1 protein-coding gene is annotated in these 1,105 nt (G+C 73.5%); it reads right to left on the reverse strand.

Going from position 1 to position 1,105, the window contains the following annotated elements; genetic code table 11:
- A partial coding sequence (locus ABZ646_RS47135) for a PAS domain-containing protein (RefSeq protein WP_360534078.1) occupies positions 1-1,010 on the reverse strand: 1,010 nt, incomplete at its 3' end.
- Between the last annotated feature and the right edge of the window lie 95 nt (positions 1,011-1,105).

Consider the following 1,105-nt stretch of genomic DNA (forward strand, 5'->3'; position numbering starts at 1 on the left):
GCCCGCTCGCTGTCCACCAGGGCGAGTTCGGCGCTGCGCTGCGCGGTGAGGTCCTGTACGAATCCGTGCACCTCGACGACCGTGCCGTCCGGGGAGGTCACCGCCTCGGCGACGGCGCGCAGATGCCGTACCGCGTTGCCGGTCCTGATGCGGAAGGGGACGTCCAGCCGGCCGCCGCTGCCGGCGAGTCCGGAGACGGCCCGGGCCAGCGCGGGGGCGTCCTCGGGCAGCACGAGGTCGGGCAGCAGGTCCAACGGGACCGCCCCGCGCCCCGGGTCACGCCCGAGAATGGTGTACACCTGCGACGACCAGGTGACCTGCCGGGTGACCAGGTTCCAGTTCGCCCAGCCGAGATTGCCCAGCCGCTGCATGTCCGCAAGCCGCTGCTCCTGCCGCTCCTCGGTGTCGTGCCGCAGCCAGGTCACCAGCAGCCCGTCGCCCAGGCGCGCGGCGCGCACCGAGTAGGTGGCCGTCAGCGGCACCCCCGCGACGATCTCCTCGTAGACGAACGGCTCGCCCTCGTACGGCTCCCCGGCGAGCGCCTTCAGATAGCCCTGCCACAGCGACTCGCCCGCGACCGACGGATAGCTCTCCAGGATGTGCGCGCCGATCATCTCCTGGCCGGCGCGGCCGAGGATGTCGACGGCGTTGGGGGCGGCCGCGTCGATGCGGTAGTCCTCCACCTCCCCGGCGGCCGAGCGCAGCGGGGTCAGCAGGACCACCGCTCCCGGCAGGGCGTCCAGGACGGTCTGCACCGTCCGGGAGAACTCCGGGACGGCCGGCTCGGCCGGGGTGTCGAGGGCGGTGAGCCGGCCCGCGCACAGCCGGACGGCAGCCAGCAGCAGCTCGCGCTCGTCGGGCCCGAAGGCGGCGTCGCGCGAGCGCAGCACACCGAGGGCCATCCCGGTCCCGCCGCCGGCCGTCAGCGGCAACCAGGCCCGGGACCGCCAGCGCGCGTGCGGCTCGCCGATGAGCTGGAACTCCTGGCGGTCCTTCGTGAAGTGCTCCAACCAGACCGGCTCACCGTCGTCGCAGCCTCTTGAGACATCGGCGGCCCAGTACCCGTACGAGTTCCTTCGATGACGTCTGGTGCACGGCCCTGGCC

This window comes from Streptomyces sp. NPDC007162 (assembly GCF_040634175.1).
In the GTDB taxonomy this organism is placed as follows: Bacteria; Actinomycetota; Actinomycetes; order Streptomycetales; family Streptomycetaceae; genus Streptomyces.